Annotated in this window: 12 protein-coding genes and 3 pseudogenes; 6 read left to right on the top strand and 9 right to left on the bottom strand. The window is 66.8% G+C overall.

What is annotated here, in order from left to right:
- Positions 1–59 precede the first annotated feature (59 nt).
- The 4 genes and pseudogenes from ABZV93_RS18600 to ABZV93_RS18585 all read right to left on the bottom strand — a co-directional run bounded on the left by ABZV93_RS18600 (position 60) and on the right by ABZV93_RS18585 (position 4,886).
- The gene (locus ABZV93_RS18600; RefSeq protein WP_354937347.1) at positions 60–479 is read right to left on the bottom strand and encodes a hypothetical protein; all 420 of its coding nucleotides are present in this window, start codon (positions 477–479) and stop codon (positions 60–62) included.
- An 866-nt stretch (positions 480–1,345) separates the two neighbouring features.
- Positions 1,346–1,543: a hypothetical protein gene (locus ABZV93_RS18595; RefSeq protein ID WP_354937344.1), complete on the bottom strand. Its 198-nt coding sequence runs from the start codon at positions 1,541–1,543 to the stop codon at positions 1,346–1,348.
- A gap of 308 nt (positions 1,544–1,851) precedes the next feature.
- Positions 1,852–2,064: pseudogene (locus ABZV93_RS18590) on the bottom strand (IS3 family transposase); the annotation flags it as partial.
- 1,379 nt (positions 2,065–3,443) lie between these two features.
- Positions 3,444–4,886 carry a protein kinase gene (locus ABZV93_RS18585; RefSeq protein WP_354937341.1) on the bottom strand — a complete coding sequence of 481 codons (1,443 nt, stop codon included), beginning with the start codon at positions 4,884–4,886 and terminating at the stop codon, positions 3,444–3,446.
- A gap of 277 nt (positions 4,887–5,163) precedes the next feature.
- Here ABZV93_RS18585 and ABZV93_RS18580 point away from each other — a divergent pair.
- A pseudogene (locus ABZV93_RS18580) lies at positions 5,164–5,457 on the top strand (transposase); the annotation flags it as partial.
- The gene (locus ABZV93_RS18575; protein ID WP_354937338.1) at positions 5,426–6,286 is read left to right on the top strand and encodes a glycosyl hydrolase family 98 C-terminal domain-containing protein; all 861 of its coding nucleotides are present in this window, start codon (positions 5,426–5,428) and stop codon (positions 6,284–6,286) included. The pseudogene ABZV93_RS18580 and the gene ABZV93_RS18575, both read left to right, overlap by 32 nt.
- Before the next feature lie 86 nt (positions 6,287–6,372).
- On the opposite strand, the pseudogene ABZV93_RS18570 reads toward ABZV93_RS18575, so the two are convergent.
- The 3 genes and pseudogenes from ABZV93_RS18570 to ABZV93_RS18560 form a co-directional block, all read right to left on the bottom strand.
- A pseudogene (locus ABZV93_RS18570) lies at positions 6,373–6,869 on the bottom strand (transposase); the annotation flags it as partial.
- A 141-nt stretch (positions 6,870–7,010) separates the two neighbouring features.
- On the bottom strand, positions 7,011–7,676 hold the full coding sequence (locus ABZV93_RS18565; protein ID WP_354937335.1) for a response regulator transcription factor: 666 nt from the start codon (positions 7,674–7,676) through the stop codon (positions 7,011–7,013).
- Positions 7,673–9,058: a sensor histidine kinase gene (locus ABZV93_RS18560; protein ID WP_354937332.1), complete on the bottom strand. Its 1,386-nt coding sequence runs from the start codon at positions 9,056–9,058 to the stop codon at positions 7,673–7,675. The genes ABZV93_RS18565 and ABZV93_RS18560 overlap by 4 nt, the downstream gene beginning before the upstream one ends.
- Positions 9,059–9,426: 368 nt before the next feature.
- Here ABZV93_RS18560 and ABZV93_RS18555 point away from each other — a divergent pair, with 368 nt between their 5' ends.
- Together ABZV93_RS18555 and ABZV93_RS18550 are read left to right on the top strand one after the other, a co-directional pair.
- Entirely contained in the window at positions 9,427–11,004 is a 1,578-nt protein-coding gene (locus ABZV93_RS18555) for an alpha/beta fold hydrolase (RefSeq protein WP_354937329.1), read from the top strand.
- A 285-nt stretch (positions 11,005–11,289) separates the two neighbouring features.
- A complete protein-coding gene (locus ABZV93_RS18550; RefSeq protein ID WP_354937326.1) occupies positions 11,290–11,529 on the top strand; it encodes a hypothetical protein in 240 nt (79 codons plus the stop codon).
- Between the two features lie 4 nt (positions 11,530–11,533).
- On the opposite strand, the gene ABZV93_RS18545 is transcribed toward ABZV93_RS18550, so the two are convergent.
- The gene (locus ABZV93_RS18545; protein ID WP_354937323.1) at positions 11,534–12,442 is read right to left on the bottom strand and encodes a hypothetical protein; all 909 of its coding nucleotides are present in this window, start codon (positions 12,440–12,442) and stop codon (positions 11,534–11,536) included.
- A gap of 88 nt (positions 12,443–12,530) precedes the next feature.
- On the bottom strand, positions 12,531–14,228 hold the full coding sequence (locus ABZV93_RS18540) for a GAF domain-containing protein (RefSeq protein WP_354937372.1): 1,698 nt from the start codon (positions 14,226–14,228) through the stop codon (positions 12,531–12,533).
- A gap of 959 nt (positions 14,229–15,187) precedes the next feature.
- Between ABZV93_RS18540 and ABZV93_RS18535 the strand changes: the two genes are divergently transcribed.
- The gene (locus ABZV93_RS18535) at positions 15,188–15,448 is read left to right on the top strand and encodes a hypothetical protein (RefSeq protein WP_354937320.1); all 261 of its coding nucleotides are present in this window, start codon (positions 15,188–15,190) and stop codon (positions 15,446–15,448) included.
- 292 nt (positions 15,449–15,740) lie between these two features.
- Positions 15,741–15,896, top strand: coding sequence for an SHOCT domain-containing protein (locus ABZV93_RS18530; RefSeq protein ID WP_354937317.1), 156 nt, complete (start codon positions 15,741–15,743; stop codon positions 15,894–15,896).
- Positions 15,897–15,982 lie beyond the last annotated feature (86 nt).

Here is a 15,982-nt window from a genome sequence, read left to right as displayed (position 1 = left end):
CGTTCCTTCGACAAGACCGATCCTCCAACACGCAAGGGCATTCTCGCGTCACGACCCGCTCACCACACCCAGCCCATCGGCGGATCCGGGCTAAGCCAGGTCCGAGCCACCCGCCACCGCCCCGTCAACTCGCCGCGGCCGAACGTGTCCGGGCGGTGGCCAATCGGGCATTTGCAGCCCTCCTGCGCCAGCTGGCGGCGCACACCCGCCGGGGACTCGTCGACCAGACGGGCACCCTCGGCCCGGACGAGCATGAACGGGCTGCTGCGGAACGAGACGTCGCGGCCGACTACCGATACTGGATCGCCGACCAACGCGAAGCCGACGCCGACCGACGCGACCAGATAGCCGCCGAACGTGATCGGATCGCCGACGCACGTGAGGTCCGGGCCCAGGATCGCGAGCGTCTCTTCGATGAACGCGAACGCCTCCTCGACCTGCGTGAACGCCTGCTGGACCAGTGCGAACAGCGGCTGCACCAACAAGAGCAGAAGAAGCCCGCCTAGCACAGCCACGCTGCCGACGGCGAGCCAACGACGGCCGGTTCATCAGCGGCCGGCGAACCGGAGAGTGACCGCCCCGGCCCCCCTCACAGTCATCGACACGGGCCCTAACCCTCCCCTTGCCGGAGCCATCCGAGGACCGGCCGGGGCGATCATCAATGAAGCTAGTGGAGTTCGAAGTTAGCCGCTGACGAAGCGCACAGGCATTGCCGACAGCGCGTGCCGCGGACGCCAACGGCCACCGTGACCCCCATCGACGCAGGGCGATGGCCGGGGCGGGGTTCCCGGGAGGTGAACCCCGCACCAAGCTCGCATCCGACCCGCTGATTCACCAGGGGGACTGGCCTACGGCGACGGAGGAAACACCGGAGCTCAGAAGTGCGAACCAACGGGTCGGACTCCCAACCTGTAGCGGAGCCCAGACTGCTGCTGGCGATCTTCCCGTGAATTACCTCCTGTGTGCGCTGCGCCGCCGAATCTGACCCACGCGAGGGCCGCGCAAGGCCCACAAACACCGAGGTCCGTCCGGACAGACCAAGCCACACCGATCCGCCCTCACCATGACCCAGAACCGCATCGCGCTCACCCAAAGCGCGCTGGCATCCTGACGCGAAAGCCATGATCGTCAGCGAAGATCAGCGTCTCGTCTCGTCGACAACCCGCAGGGAGCGCTACTCCGGCGCGGGACACCTCACCCGTGGCCAGCCCACCGTCATGCCCCGACCGCCTGGCGGCGATCCGGTCGTACAGGCCCGACCTGAGGGCCAGGGCGTCAACGTCGCCCGGCAGCCGGCCGCCGTCTCCATACGCTGACGACGTCGGACCCGAAGGCTGCCGACGAGTTATCCGGCGGCACTGCCACCTCGGCTCGCGCCGTCGTCCCGGTCGAACAGGACCAACCACACCACGCCCTGGCGGTCAAGCAGGCTGGCGCCGTAGCGGCGGGTGAGTTTGAGGCTCCGCAGCCGGCGGACTGCCTTCTCGCGGGCTATGACGGCCCGCCGTCGCCCCTCCGCGGTGCGCTCGAACGTTGCCAACACCGTCACACCATCGGTCCGGCCGGCCATGGTCTGGGACCCTCCCCTCGCGCGCGACGTTCGGGATCGGGGACCGCCCCAGCATGGCCACAGGGCTGGGGACTGACTGGTGCACGGCCAGGGCGGCCCCCGACGTGCCGAATGTATGACGACGAACTGGTTGTCGCCATCGGCCGGCCAGACCGGCCCGCGCGGACGATGTCACCGACCAGCCGCTGCCCGGGCGCTGCCGCGGTGAAATCCCGCCCGATCAGGTCCGGGACCGGTTCGGCGTGCTCACCAGGCACCGTGGTGCCCTTGTACGCCCGCGGCTGGACCGCCCGCAGCCCGAGCTCACGCATCAAGTCAGCGACCAAGCCGACGGAGCACTCATGGCCCTTACGGTTCAACGCCGCGGCCACCCGGCGACACCCCGAGGTCTGCCGGGATTCCTCAAACACCCGGCGTATGTGGGCCGCGAGCTCGCGCCGGCGGCCCTGGGTGGGGTCTCGGCCCGGCTGCGCCAGGCACAACGAACCGGCCATACTGACGCGTGCGCTGGCCGGCGACGAATCAATCCCTTACAAGCGGAACTCCGCGCGCCAGTCACGGGGTAGACGCTCCGGTCGCCACTCGTCCCCGAGAGCCCGGAGCGTCATCGCTTCCCACACAGTCTCCCATTGGAGTGGGAAGGGTTGGTTGGCGTAGAAGGCACGCCAAGTAGAGAGAGTTTCGCGAGCCTCATCCTCTGACAGTCCAACACGACGGCCATGCTCCAAGGCGTCTGCGACGTCCCGGGAGGCCGGGCTGAGCGCCTTGGCCGCCGCAGCGAGCCGGGTGCGCAGCGAGCCGACCGTTTCCCGCCTTAGATTCATACTTTCCGCTCTCATGAAGTTGCAGGCTGCCTGCGAAGCAGAAGTGACCTAGCGGATTCGCAGCCCCCCACCGCCGATGCTCTGCGCGCCACTTCCCCCGGCCCTGGACGCATATCGTGCCCGTCTACCCCCGACAGCAGACTTAACACGTAAGGCTTGTCGCAGGTCGTGCACGGCCCCCACTGGCTCTCGCTTGTGACCGCCGGTGACCTGCGGAGACGCACCGACGCATGTTCGACGCCCAGATCGTCGACGGCTGGTGAGAACCGATCAGGCCACTACTTCGGCCTGGGCAGGCTATGCACCTGGTCAGTTTGATGGACAACCCGCCATGACCGAGCTCGCCAGCCTTCGCCCGCTGGCCAGACCGACACACGACACTGACTGTGACTCGGCATGAACCGCGACGAGTCCATGGGGAAGGGGGACGACATTCGCCAGGCAGCGGTTCAGCTCGGGCTGAAGGTCAGCCACCTGCTCGTGAACAGGCAGCCATTCGAGCAGCAGGTAATCGGCGTCGAAGCTGCGTTCGGCGTTGACGCCGACGTGGGCCTCATCCGCTGGAAAGTGCCAATAAGCCAGCGGACGCAGTCAAGGCAACAGTGGCGGGATGTGCCCCACCGTCCCCTGCTTTCGTCGGGTCGTCGTCGTTCCAGGTGGTGGCAGCCGGCTATCCCTGCATCGCGGCGAAGTTCTGCTACGGCGCTACTGGGACACCGACGTCTTCAAGACGGTCCATGCGAATGTTCCAGGTGCCCGCTGCCCGATGTCTGCGCTTCTCCGCCGCGCCGGATGAACTGGTCTTCTTGGACCTGCAGCGGGCTCGAAGAGACTCCGACGACGGCGAGTTCGGGGGTCTCGCCCACCTGCAGCAGCTCGTTGCGACGGCCTGGCGGTACCGGACACTGCGTGATCGGTCCCTGAAACAGGTCGCCGACTGCCGCCACGCCGTGGCCACCGCCACCGACCGACCGGAGCAGTTCCGTCGTGATTCCCTCCGGTGACGTGCACCCTGGCTCGCGACAGAGAAGCCGGTGGCCGCGGTACGGTTAGTGCCCGTGCCTACCTCGGCCCCCGGCTCCTCCCCGAGTGCTCGGACCGCTTTGCCTCTTCGCACCGCTCACGTGGGATCCGTCCTTCTTCGCAAGCGGGTGAGCACGGCCCGCCCAGCGCGCTCGCACCGGGGCGGAGCCGGCCTTCTTGTGAGATACCCCTCGTGCGCCGCCCCGTGACTTGGCGGCCCTGTGGTTGTGCTTGGCCGCAGGCTTCGTCCGGGCGAGGAGGGCGTTGTTGACCACCGCGGCCTGTCCCGCACCCACATCGCCGGCCGGGCGGCCGGTGGTTCCTGGTGCGAGGGAGTCCGCGGGCCGGTCGACGGGCACGGGTTTCTTCGCGGGCGCTAGCGCAAGAGGGGCGGGTTCGTGCAGCGGAGGCACGACGGAGATACGCAGCTGGCCGGGGCCGACCAACTGGACGACTCCCGCAATGGCGGCGACGACGGCCAGGACTGCGACCGCCGAGAACGCGTACGCCCGTTTCCCCCGCATCGAGGAGCTGACCGGCCTGGTGTGCCGGGCCTCCAGACCCACCGGACCCGCGATCACGGACGCGCGCCGTACGGGTTCGGGGGCCGATGCCACCTCGGTGTCCGCCACACTTCCGGCCAGTACGGCGTTGATCGCGTGGACCATCTCGTCGGCGTTCTGGTACCGCCGGCCGGGGCTCTTCTGCAGTGCCCGCATGGCGATGGCCGCGTGGGGCTGCGGCACGTCCGCGATGTCCGAGGGAGCAGGCGGATCCTGCTCCACCTGCTGAAGGGCGACAGCGAGCGGGGAGTCGCCCAGGAACGGAGCGCGACCGGTGAGCAGTTCGTACAGCATGCAGCCGACCGCGTAGATGTCGCTGCGCCCGTCGACCGGCTTCCCGCGCGCCTGCTCCGGCGAGAGGTACTGCGCCGTGCCTACCGCTGTCGCCGGCTCCGTCAGGTGCGACGACATTTCGGCGATGGCACGTGAGATGCCGAAGTCTAGGACCTTGACCGTTCCCGACGACGTCATCATGACATTGGCGGGCTTCACGTCCCGGTGGACGATCCCCAGCCGATGGCTGTACGCGAGCGCGGCGAGGACCTGCGCCGTCAACTCAAGCGCTCGGTCCGGGGCGACCCGGTCTGTTTCTCCCAGCACCTCGCGGAACGTGCTGCCCTCGACGTACTCCATGACCATGTACGGGACGGGGTTGTCGTCGGTCACGTCGACGCCGCTGCCGTAGAACGAGACGATGCCCGGGTGGCTGAGACTGGCCAGGGCCTGGGACTCCCATGCGAACCGGGCACGGAACACCGGGTCGCGACAAAGGTCGCTGCGCAACACCTTCACGGCGACCGGACGTCCGAATTGGACGTCCTCGCCTTTCCACACCTTCGCCATACCGCCGTGCCCGACGATCCGATGGAGCGCATACCTGCCGTCGAGGAGGTCATGCCGCGTCATCTGCGCTGTCCTTCCCTCCGGCCCGCTCCAGTAGTGCATTGGCCGCCCTGATCGGGGCCCTACCCCACGTTCTGGCGACTATGCGGCCGTAATCGGTCTGGGAAACTCCCACCAAGCAGGCCATAGGAACGCAGCGGACCCGTTCGTTCACAAGAAGTAGCGCGGCCTTCATGTATGCACCCTGTGGGGCTACCACTCAGTGCAGCGAGTCTGGAGCTGACCCGGTTTGACGGACATCCAAGATCAGGGCTTCGGTCCTGGGGAAGGATGTCGGACCATGGAGAGCATGGGCAAGAAGCAGCCGCGCCCGCGCCGCTCGTTCACGCCGGAGTTCAAGGCCGAGATCGTCGAACTGTGCCAACGTGGTGACCGGACCGTCGGTCAGGTCGCGAAGGACTTCGATCTGACCGAGACCGCGGTGCGGGAGTGGGTCAAGCAGGCCGAACGCGACGCCGGAGACCGCCTCGACGGCGGGCTGACCAGCGCAGAGCGGGAGGAGCTGTCTCAGCTGCGCAGGGACAACCGGCGGCTGAAGGAGGATGTGGAGATCCTCAAGCGGGCAACGGCTTTCTTCGCGTCAATGCCACGATAGGTGCTGCTCGAGAAACCCGGGGCGCATCACCCAGACTGACGCCTTCGAGGTGCCGTACTGGACCGACCACGACACGTCCAACATCATCCCGTCCTCCGGTCGGTACGGGATCGTCTCGCTCCTTCCCCGCAACGTCCCGACAGGGGACGCCGCCCGCCTCGGACATGTGCTCACAACGGCAAAGGACGACAGGTACTTCAACAGCTTCTACCCCAGTCAGACCGTCTCCGCCAACGACTTCACCCTGCGGTTCCAGGACACGTGGTTCTGGATGAACTCACATGAGAACGACCACTTCCTCGCCTCGTCGACGTTCTCCCTACACCAGGCTCCGGACATCACCATCGGCGTCGTCGCCACCAACCACACGTTCGGGACCTTCCGTGAGGACGACGGGGTGGCCCACGTGCACCTCAACAACTACCGACTCGACCTCACCGACGTGTACGCCGACCTCGTCCCCGACGAGGACCTCACCAATCCCACGGAGTACATCTACGACCGGATGACCGTCCGACGCGAGACCTCCGGCAACGTCATCACCAACGCCGACGGAGGCGTACTCACCGCCGGTGGACGCGTGCTCAACGACCAGAGCCCGCGAGACGTTCGTACGACGACCATAACGGTGACCGGCGCCAGACCGACCGTCCAGTACGCAAACAGGACCCGAATCACTCACGCCCCTACGGCCACAGCGAAACCTGGGACGCCGCCACGCAGACCCTCATCCTGCGGATCACGCACAACGGACCGATCGACCTCAGCATCGTGTTCTAGGAGGCTTGCGAAAGAGGCATCTGGCTGACCCCATCAGTGCGCTCTCTGCACGGCCGGCCCCTACTTGCCCTCATCCCACTTCATCTCGGCTTCGAGGGCGAACTCGTCCATGCGGATCCGTTCCACGGGCGGCGCGAGTTGGGGCGCGTCGGCCGGGTTGCCGCGTTCGACCGTGTGGTCGACGATCACCCCGTCGTCACCTTCGACGAGCTGGGCCTTGTGCCCGAACTCCACCGGCTTGCCGAGCCGGCCCTTGGCGATCGGCCGGGCACCGGGGTCGTGCAGGGCTGACCCGCCGGGTCGGTGGTCAACTTCATCAACGTTGTTGGATGAGGCACCGAACCGTCCAGCGGAATCCGGCACAACCGTCGCCAGGTGATCGAATCGGTGACCTCACAGCACACAGCACAGCGACTCATAGCCCAGCCGGTACCGGAACTTCAAGAACATCAACCGCAGGTAGACCTCCACCGGCGTGGAGGGGCGCCCGATGCGCGGGTCGAAGAACGGCACGAACGGCGCGAAGAACTCCGGATCATCCACATCGCGTCGCCCCGAGCCAGCTCCAGCGGGAGCCTCAACAACTCCTCAAGCAGCACCGACGCGAACAAAGACGGCTGATCGCCTACGTACGAAACACGATGGCCTCGATCCCTTCTAGCCCAAGGGTCGAGGCCATCCTCGCGAGCAACAGACCCCAACAGCCGGACCGACACGCGCCGACTTCTTCAGGTCGAAGTAGCTAGCACACCCTAGTTGCTGCCAGCGCGGACCAGGCCACATTCGTAGGCGAGAACGACGGCTTGGACGCGATCGCGCAGGCCGAGTTTGCTCAGGATCCGGCTGACATGGCCCTTCACGGTTCCTCCGGTGAGGCAGAGACGGGCAGCGATCTCGGCGTTGGACAGTCCGCGGGCGATGAGCTCGAGTACCTCGCGCTCTCGTTCGGTGAGGGCGCGAAGCTCGACCTCGGAAAGGGGCAGTGGATCGGTGTTGGTCCCGATGTGGCGTTCGATCAGCCGTCTGGTCACGGTCGGGGCGACGATGGCGTCGCCGCGGGCGACGGCGCGAATCGCCGACAGCAGGTCAGGGGCGAGGGTGTCTTTCAGGATGAATCCGCTGGCGCCGGCGCGCAGGGCTGTGTAGACGTATTCGTCGAGGTCGAACGTGGTGAGGATCAGGATCCTCGGTCCGTCGGGGAGCTCGGCACGGATGCGGCGGGTGGCCTCGACGCCATCGACGTCGGGCATCCGGATGTCCATCAGCACGACGTCGGGCGCGGTCTCGGCCGCCATCGCCGCGGCCCGAGCACCGTCCTCGGCCTCGCCAACGACGTCAACGTCGTCGGCGTTCTCGAGGATCATTCGGACACCGGCACGGAGCAGCGCCTGATCGTCGACCAGGAGTACGCGGATCATGTGACCAGCCTTCTCGCGAAGGGGAGTCGGGCTCGTACGACGAAACCACCGTGCCGCCCTGGACCGGCGAACAGCTCTCCACCCAGCAGTTCCGCCCGCTCGCGCATGCCGCGAAGCCCGTTGCCGACGCCATCGGGGGCAGGCGCCACGGCACCGTTGTCGCTGATCTCCACTCCGAATTCGTACTTTCCGTACGTGAGACTCACCTGGGCGCAGGCGCGCGGGCCGGCGTGCTTCATGGTATTGGTCAGCGCCTCCTGGATGATCCGGTACGCCGACAGGTCGACGGTCGTGGGAAGAGTTCCCGGTGCTCCGTCGATGTGCAGCTGCACCTGGGTTCCGGCCTGGCGTACCTGGTCGATGAGGTGGGGCAGCCAGTCGAGCCCTGGTACGGGATGGGGAGAGCCGTCCACCGGCCCGACGGCGGCCAGCACCTGGCGCATGTCCGCAAGCGAGGCCCGCCCGGTTTCGACGATGGTGCCCAGCGCGGCGAGGGTGTCCGCGGGCCGCTTCTCGAATGCCGCTGCACCGCCCTGTGCCTGCATGACGATCACGGAGAGGCCGTGTGCCACCACGTCGTGCAGCTCGCGGGTGATCCGGCTGCGCTCGGAGGCCGAGGCGAGGGCGGCCCGTTGGTCCCGTTCGCGTTCGAGGTCGCGCGCCCTCGCGGTGAGCTCGTCGAGGTACGCCCGGCGGCTCTGGACGCTCGACCCGATGGCCCAGCCGGCCACGAGAATCGGGCCGAGGATGGGAATGCCTCCCCAGCCGGTAGGTCCTACCGGCGCATCCATCACCTTCCCATCCGGCACTTTCCCGGAGAGCGGTGGGCGAAATGGAGGATCCGCGGGGAGTACGTCACCCAGGGGAACGTCCCCAGGCATGCTCGGCTTGGCCAGCTCGACGGGCCTCGGCGCGCCGTCATCGCGGGGATTCAGGTAGGTCCAGCCGTCGCTCATACCGTCGAGTCCGACGAGGACGGACCAGCCCACCGCCGCGAGCAGCGTCAAGCCCAGGAGCGCGAGTGACGTTCTGCGGCGGAATCGGGTGGCGATGGTGTAGAGGACGAGTGGGGCGGCCAGGTCGGCGGGCACCGGTCCGGCGATCAGGGCCATGTGGGTTATCGCGGCGACCGTGGCGGCGGCCAGCGCTGGAACCGGCCACCGGCGGCGGACAACCACGGCGGCCACGCAGATCCCGGTCGCCACCCACCAGATCCAGAGCTGGATCGGCCGAGGGTCGTCGTCCGCGCCGTAGATCTTGACGATTCCCAGACGGGCATCGCTCATCGCGACTGAACTGACGAAGAGCACGGCAGCCAGGCCGGCGTCCTGGATCCCCGGCCTGCGTGCCCAGGCCCAGAGGGCCGCTGCGCGTTCGTACATTCCAGCGCGAGCCTACGTCTTGCCCACGTCGGGTGAACTCTCCCTGAAGACAGGGTCTGGAGCATGACCGCAGCCAGATGCCTCCTCCGGTGCACCGACCAGGTGGCCCGTTGCGGCTCCAGATCGGCAGGCAGCTCTATGCCCAGTGCGTGTCGGAAGACAGGAGAGGGTTCATGGCTGGCGGCAGATGTGCGGCGGGCGGGCCGGTTCACAGGCTTGTCCGCATGAATCTACGAAGATTTCTCGCCGCTGTGACGGCCCCGTTGGCCGTCCTCGGCACGACGACCGTGGCAGGGGGCCTGCCGGCCCAGGCCAGCGTGCAGCCAGCCTCCCTTTCGACCAGCCCGCAGCCAGGCTCTCTGTCAACCATGAAGTGGAAGGCCTGCCCCGAGTATTCCGACGAGGTTCTGGACTGGATGGGGATCCGCGGCAAGGCGTGGTTCCGGGCGACGATGGCCCGGATGGGCTGCGGAACGGTCGAGGTTCCCCTGAACTACGCCGATTCCTCCGGCCGGTCGATCGGCGTCGCGGTGACCAGACTGCCGGCAACCGACCAGGCACACCGGTTGGGCAGTCTCGCCGTCAACCCCGGCGGTCCGGGCGGCAGCGGTTACCTGATGCCGATCGAGCTGAGCCAGCCCGGGGCGCCGACCGCGAAGCTGAACGAACGGTACGACCTGATCGGCTTCGATCCGCGCGGTGTCGGCTACAGCACGAAGGTCGACTGCGAGGCCTACGGCCCCGCGGGCGTACAGGCACAGGGCTTGGCTGGTCTCCATGGCTTGGCTGGTCTCCAGGGCTTGCAGGCGCAGGATGCGTCGCCCAGCCAGATCACCGAGGACGACGCCAGGCGAACGTACGACAAGCAGGCGCAGGCGAACCAAGACTGCGCCCAGACTGATCCGGCGTTCATCGGACAACTGACCACCGGCAACGTGGCTCGCGACCTGGACCGGATCCGGATCGGGCTGGGCGAGGACAAGCTGAGCTACCTCGGGGTGTCCTGGGGGAGTTGGCTGGGGCCGGTGTATCGCAGCCTGTTCCCCGGCAAGGTGGGCCGGATGTGGGTCGACAGCGTCGCGCCGCCCGACCCGCGGATGGACGCGTTCGAAGCCGGACGGGCGAAGGCCACCGCGATGGACTTCTCCCGGATGGCGGCGTGGATGGCGAGGTTCGACGACACGTACGGCTTTGGCACGACATCTGAGCAGGTCGAGGCCGCACTGGCCGAACTGCGGCGGGACTTCGACGCCCGTCCCAGGACGTTCACCGACCTCGAGAGGCCTGTCGACGGGTTCGTGATCGCGATCTCGGCCGCCCAGCCGTCCGTCGCCTGGCCGCTCGCAGCCAAGGTTCTCGCGGAGTTGCGAGATGCGACCGGCCCGACCGCGCCGCCCACGGTCAAGGAGGTGCTCGGCGGCGGCGAGCGCACCCCACCGCCGGTCGGGGTGCCCGAGATGGACAACAGCACGGCGAACCAGGCGATCTTCTGCAACGGAGACGGTGGTGCACGCGACTTCGACTCTGCGTGGGCGGCCTACCAGGACGGCCTGACGCGTTACCCCGTCACGGGTGTGTTGCGCTTCCCCATTCCGTCGTGCGCCGGCTGGCCACTGCCCGTCGAACACATCCGACTCCTGCACACCGGAGGTTCGTTGCAGCTGTCGGGGCACCGCTACGAGTCCGTTTCGGCGTACGAATGGACCGGTGACATGCAGGATGCGGTCGGCGGGAAGATCTTCACCGTCGAGGACGACATGCACGGCTCAGCATTGATGGAGCCCGGCTGCGCCACCCACATCGTCGCCTACCTCGACACCGGCGACCCCGGCGCCACCGGATGTCAGGGCGTACCGGTGCCGACCGGACCGGACGATCTGCCGAAGGTCGGATCCGAGCTCGCGGGCACCCAGCCGCAGTTCGCGGCGACGTCGGCGCGCCGCTAGTCACGTCGCCTGCCGTACGAAACACGATGACCTCGATCCCTTCTGGCCCAAGGGATCGAGGCCATCGTCTCGACCAACAGCCCTCGACACCCGGGCCGACACGCGCCGACTTTTCCGGGTCGAAGTAGTTAGTTCTCCTCGACCGCGATCGACTCGTGACCCACGACGCCCTGCCGGTCGGCGCCGTGGCTCAGAGCCGCGAACAGCAGGCCCGCCACGACTAATCGCAGTCTGCCAGTGCGCCTCGTACAAGCCGTGCACCGACACCTCCGCAGGACTCAAGGGGTGCGGACCACGCGGGTCGGGCTGACGCTGTCCTACGTGGAGGACGTCGTGTCGCTGGACGTGCGCGACGACGGGATCGGGTTCGTCCCGGCCCGGTTCGCCCGTCCGGAGCAGGCCGTCCCCGACCCCGGTCCGGGCCACTGCGCGATGACCTCACCGTCGAACAGGCCCCAGGCCTTACTGGATGAGTTCTGCTCCCTGCGCGCCGACGCCCGGATGCGGCTGGCCGGCCCCGAATAGGAAGCTACGGTGCGACTCGTCGTGGCTTGCGGTTGCCGACAATCAACGGGATCAGCGGACGTCCCTCGTTGATGACCGCTCCCGGCATCGGCGCCGGGGTCGGCTTGCGCTCCTGGATCAACTGCACCATACGGTCGTAGGGCTTGTCGCCCATCATGCGCCGAAGTTCCCGCTCCATGCTCTGGTAGACCATGCGCGTGCCAATGTAGGCATCAGGTGTCTCCGTGCACCACCACGCGATGGTGCTGTCGTGGGTACCATCCTCGTCCCGCACGCCCCACACATCGATGTCGAACGCGAAAACGGAACGAACTTCAACCTGCCGCGTCTCGTCCTCGTGGTAGGTCATCTGAAGCGGTACCTGCCAGCAAACCCGCGGCATGAACTGTTCGTGTTCCTGGCTGTTGTCCTCGATGTCGTGCTTGTTCGCGTTCAGACGGTTGCCGAGGTGAAGGAAGGCGCATCCCGTCTTGCCCGTACTTCCCACGCTGCCGTTGGCACGGTTGGAGAACACACAACCCTTGTCGTGGACTCGGGTACGACCCTCGAAGTCATCCTCGGTGTCGTCTGCCTCGTCGTACGGTGGATTGTCCTTGGTGATGAACGCCCACCCCTTCTTGTCGACCACCTTCCGAAGCTCGTCGTCCCAGTCCTCGGAAGTCAACTGCTCGACTCGCTTGGCAACCTGCTGGTAGTCGTCACGATCGTGGAACCAGGCACCGTGCACACAGCAGGCAGTGTCCGGGTTGACGGTTGAGTCGTTGACCGCGAAGAGTCCGGGACACCCATTGCCGAACAGGCACTTCCAGTTGGACATGAGGAAGTTCAACTGCACCCGCCAGGTGACGTGTTCCTCTTCCGGGTCGTCGAACTCCAGCCAATCGATCCCGTTGGTGTACGGCGTCTTCTTCATGTTGTTGATGTTCCTCCGGTGAAGTGCATCAGGTAGCCGGTGTGATCGAACACCGTCACCCGCCGGCGGTTCGGAGGCCCGAAAGCCATCAACCGACGTCATCATGCGAAGGCCCGAATACCACGGCACGAACCTGCCGGCTGGTCTCGTCCAGATCCTCGATCGCTTCGCCCACCCGTTGCCGCGCCTCCAGATCGGCCTGTAGATCGAGGGCGCTTTTGAGGCGGAGACTGATACCGAACATGTGTTGGAGCACGTGATCGTGCAGGTCGTGGCTGATCCGCTGACGGTCTTGCAGGAGGAGCAGTTCCTCATGGTCGTTCTGTGTTCGGACCCGTTGCAGAGCCAGCGAGGCCAGGTCGGCGAAAGTCTGCACCTGCTCCACCTCGCCCGCAGCAATGTTCTCGTGGGGCGACCCGCGCCGCCAAGCGGCGAACAGAACGCCCAGCACCTGCCCGTCGGCAACCAGCGGAACGAGCATGCCCAACCCGACCACAGACAGTGCGACCCGCCAGGCGGAAGGCGGCAGGTGACCCTCCAGACGGGCGTAGTCGGCACTGACGACACGCCGGCCCGATTCGATGACTGAAGCCACGAGGCCTTGTCTCGGGATGTTCACGTCGGACGGCACACTCGGCAGGCCAACCCCCTCGAACACGACCGTAGAGACGCTGTCGGTGTCAGACGGATCGACGAGGAGAATGCCACTGAAGTCAGCGCCGGAGATCCCGCGCAGTTGATCGACCACCAAGCGCATCGCCTCGTCGCGGTCGACCTCGCGAAGCAACAGACTGGCAAGTCTTGAGGTGGCCTCGACCCACAACCCGTGACGAGTCCGCTCATGTCGCACCCGTACCTGCTGCAGCGCAAGCGCCGCGTGGCCGGCGAAGATCTGAACATTCTGGGCCTCGCGGGCGGCCATGCTTTCCTCCGGCGAACCCTTCCGCCAACCGACGACGAGAGTGCCCAGCACCTGTTCTGATGCGGTTAGCGGCATGAACATGGCACGGCCGAGGACGCCCAGGCGTTCCCGCCACTCCACGGGCGGATTGTAGCGCTCGTCCTGCGTGAGATCATTGGTGACGACGGGGCGCCCGGAGTCAATCACCGAAGCTGCGATGCCCGGCCGGTGAATTCGAACGACGGAGCCCCCCAAGCCGAGGCCGTCAACAGCGTTATACGCGAACTCAGAATGATCGTCAGGAGTGCATAAGACGACTGAACTGAACTCCGCACCGGAGATTTCGCGTACGCGCCGGGTGACGAGCCGCATCGCTTCGTACAGGTCGACCTCACCCAGCAGCATGGTCGTCAGCTCAGACGCCCCTTTCAGCCATCGTTCTCGCCGGCGCCGTTGCCGGTGAAGTCGAGAAATCTCGACGGCTCTGGCCGCGGAGGTGGCGATCTCGGCGGCCATTTCCTCATCCTGGTCGGTGAAGTCGGCGTCACCAGCCTTGTTCAACAAGCACAGGCACCCGTATGACTCCGACCGCAGACGAACTGGCACAGCCAGCAGACTCGTGATCTGGGGATGTGGTGGACATTCTGGAAGTCCGTCGCCTTCGGGTGCAGGAACTCGCACGGTCCGCTGCGAGTTCGACGTCAAGTCAAGACATTCCTTCACCGAAGGCCAGGCGACGTCAGGTCCGCATTGTTCGTCAAGGTCGCAGGTGAGGAATTCGGCGACATTCCAGTTGGATTCGGCCACCGCCAACGCTGCGTGGCTGGCTCCGGCCATACGACAAGCGGACCGGAGCAGCTCCCCCAGCTCCCGCCTCAGCTCCACATCCGCCACGTGACCAACCAGATTCCTACCTCGGCGATGGAGGGGCAGGCACTGCCCGATGGGCCGCCGTGCTGCTCATGAACTCATCGTAGACCGCCGAGTTCAGAACTCCTCTTCCATGCCTGCCGACGAGCCGACGCTCAACCCGGGCCACCACACGAACCCCGGAGCGACCCGGCCGAGCGCCGCGCCGTCGCAGAGCGTCCGATGCAGCCGCACATTCTCGGCGGCTCTGTCGCCGGGCGATCGTCGCAGAGAGGCAATCGGCCGAGTTGCCTCCGGCCATGACAAATCCGAGTATTTGCGTGTACGAACTAACCGAACATCGGGGCACGGGCATGCACCCGATCCGCACTCTCCCTTTCTTGTTCTCACCATGCCCCCGTAAGGAGCCTGTGTACCCGGCCGCAGACCGGACCGCCCTGACCCCGCATCGGCCTCGACCGAGCACAGGGCGGATCAGACGGCCCCTTCAGGAAGCAGTTCGCCCGCCGGTCGCAGGACTAGGCAAGCCCCGGAGAGCGCCAAGGCTGGTGGCGAAAGCCATGAACTCACCGACGGGCGCCCTGGTCGCGTCGACCTCGGTGTCCGGAACCGCTCACCATGCCATCCGCCGGAGGCGACCGCTCGGGGTGCGGGACGGGGTGCGAAATGCCGTCTGTCAGTGCTCGCCAAGCGGCTAGCTAGCGAGGGTAATCGTGGTGGTAAAGCTGCTGGTGAGGGCGGGCCTTGTAGACGTTGCGTGTGATTCTTCCAATCCGGGTTGTCGGAGGTTCGAATCCTCCCGGGCGCACTCCCGGGCGCACTCTGACCTGCGAGTATGCAGCGGTCGGCGGTGCTGGCGTGGACCGCGGGGTGCGAAATGCCCGCTACCCGCGCCGCCGAGGATGATTTCGCGTCACGACACCGGCCCGGTCGGAGACCTGGATCGGTGCGCGCAGAGGGTTGACTTTAGGTCGATGCAGGACCACAGCCGCGCCGACGGCATGCTCACCCGACGATCGCTCACCGTCGTCAAGGCAAACGTGCGCGGCGCGCTCCCCCATCCGCTCCAGCGGCAGCCGGAGACGGCAGACCGCCGCCTCGAGGAGATGGGATACCTCGGCCCCGATCACCCCGACGGCCACCGCAACCAGGGCGCTGGTGCGCGGTGTCGGCCAGCCGACGGCCACCACCCGACCACCCCGGGGTCTGACGGGGACACCAACCCCGACCGCTGAGGTCCAGTCGATACCTCGGGAACCCTGCTTCCTACTCGCGGGACGCCTGCCGCTCTCGCTGACGGACCACACTTGGGTGAACCGATCTCCCTTGCTAGCGAAGGGCGCGAACCGTCGCGGTACGAGACCGTCAGACGAGGTCATGGTCCCGTCCGACTGGGGTGGCCGAAGCGCTCGGCCCGCTGCTCGAGCACTCCGGGCCGCTGGCGGCGCTGTCCGCCCATCCGCTGCCGACCTGGCCCTACGTGCTCGCAGGTAGTCGCTCCATGATCGACCACGTGCGCTGGCACAGGTGACGAAGCAGGAGGCCGACTACCAGGACTGCGTACGGCAGACCACACGGATCCAGAGTCAGGCGGCCGAACTGATCAAGCTCGCCCAGCTCAGGGACGACGGCGACCTCTCCGAAGCCGAGTTCCAGAACGCCAAGTCGAACATCCTCACCTGAACGACCGGGCCGAGGGAGGGCGACCGAGTGAGTCCTCCGGCCGTGTCCGTGGCTCGCACACCGCTCGGTTCCGTGTCCGGCCGGGT

This window comes from Actinopolymorpha sp. NPDC004070 (genome assembly GCF_040610475.1).
Classification (GTDB): domain Bacteria; phylum Actinomycetota; class Actinomycetes; order Propionibacteriales; family Actinopolymorphaceae; genus Actinopolymorpha.
The sequence above is the reverse complement of the archived record's forward strand: the minus strand, read 5'-3'. Positions and strand labels throughout refer to the sequence as shown.

Bases quoted from the DNA above. Each gene is read 5' to 3' on its own strand.
- ABZV93_RS18575 (WP_354937338.1), top strand. From the start codon at position 5,426: ATGTGGAGATCCTCAAGCGGGCAACGGCTTTCTTCGCGTCAATGCCAC.
- ABZV93_RS18565 (WP_354937335.1), bottom strand. From the start codon at position 7,676: ATGATCCGCGTACTCCTGGTCGACGATCAGGCGCTGCTCCGTGCCGGT.
- ABZV93_RS18535 (WP_354937320.1), top strand. From the start codon at position 15,188: ATGCAGGACCACAGCCGCGCCGACGGCATGCTCACCCGACGATCGCTC.
- ABZV93_RS18545 (WP_354937323.1), bottom strand. From the start codon at position 12,442: ATGAAGAAGACGCCGTACACCAACGGGATCGATTGGCTGGAGTTCGAC.
- ABZV93_RS18555 (WP_354937329.1), top strand. From the start codon at position 9,427: ATGAAGTGGAAGGCCTGCCCCGAGTATTCCGACGAGGTTCTGGACTGG.
- ABZV93_RS18585 (WP_354937341.1), bottom strand. From the start codon at position 4,886: ATGACGCGGCATGACCTCCTCGACGGCAGGTATGCGCTCCATCGGATC.
- ABZV93_RS18560 (WP_354937332.1), bottom strand. From the start codon at position 9,058: ATGTACGAACGCGCAGCGGCCCTCTGGGCCTGGGCACGCAGGCCGGGG.